Annotated in this window: 1 protein-coding gene; it reads right to left on the bottom strand. The window is 67.2% G+C overall.

Going from position 1 to position 1,132, the window contains the following annotated elements:
• Positions 1–1,132 (bottom strand): YDG domain-containing protein (locus AC07VI_RS29290; RefSeq protein ID WP_494808845.1); only part of this gene is annotated, 1,132 nt, incomplete at both ends.

The raw sequence follows: 1,132 nt of genomic DNA on the forward strand, positions 1-1,132 counted from the left end.
CCAGGTCGGCCTTGCTGATCGTCGCCGTCACGCCGCTCGGCTGCGTGACGACGTAATTGCCGGCGTCCAGCCCGCTCAAGGTGAAACCGGAGACGCTGACCGTTTTATTCGCGCCCGCATCCTTGGTCGCAAAGCTGCCGACACCCTGGCCGCCCAGGCTGAGGCTGTCGCCCGCAACCATGCCCGAGTACGCCACGTTCGCCGTATTCAGGGCCGCCGTCGTCGTCGCGTCATAGGTCTTGTCCGCGGCGCTGATGCCGCTCAGGGTGATGCCTTTGGCAATCACCGTATAGCTGCTGCCGGCCGTGCCCAGCGCATTGTAGTTGGCGGACAAGCCGCCGTTGCCGCTGCTGCCCAGGACGAGGCCGGTGGTGCTGCCCAGCGCCGCGCCCGTTTGCACGTTCTTGCTGGCCAGATTGCCGGCATCGCCGGCGCCGCCGACGCTGAAGGTCTGCCCCGCCACGCCCGTGGCCGTCAGCGTGCCGCCGGCCACGGCAGTGCCGCCGTCATAGGTCTTGCTGCCGGACAGGACCAGGTTGGCCTTGTGGATGCTGGCCGTCACGCTGCCCGGCTGCACCAGGTTGTAGTTGCCGGCATCCGTGCCCGTCAGCGTGTAGCCGCTGACGGCGACGCTCTTGCCGGTGCCCGCGTTGGCGTCGGCAAAACTGCCTGTCCCCGTGCCAAGAACGGAGACATTATCGCTGAGCAAGGCAGTCACGCTGGCCGTGCCGCCCAGCGTCGCGCTGGCGCTCCCATCATAGGTCTTGTTCAGGGCGCTGATGCCCGACACCACCAGGTCGGCCTTGCTGATCGTCGCCGTCACGCCGCTCGGCTGCGTGACGACGTAATTGCCGGCGTCCAGCCCGCTCAAGGTGAAACCCGAGACGCTGACCGTTTTATTCGCGCCCGCATCCTTGGTCGCAAAGCTGCCGACACCCTGGCCGCCCAGGCTGAGGCTGTCGCCCGCAACCATGCCCGAGTACGCCACGTTCGCCGTATTCAGGGCCGCCGTCGTCGTCGCGTCATAGGTCTTGTCCGCGGCGCTGATGCCGCTCAGGGTGATGCCTTTGGCAATCACCGTATAGCTGCTGCCGGCCGTGCCCAGCGCATTGTAGTTGGCGGACAAGCCGCC

This window comes from Janthinobacterium sp. GW821-FHT03A03 (assembly GCF_059421435.1).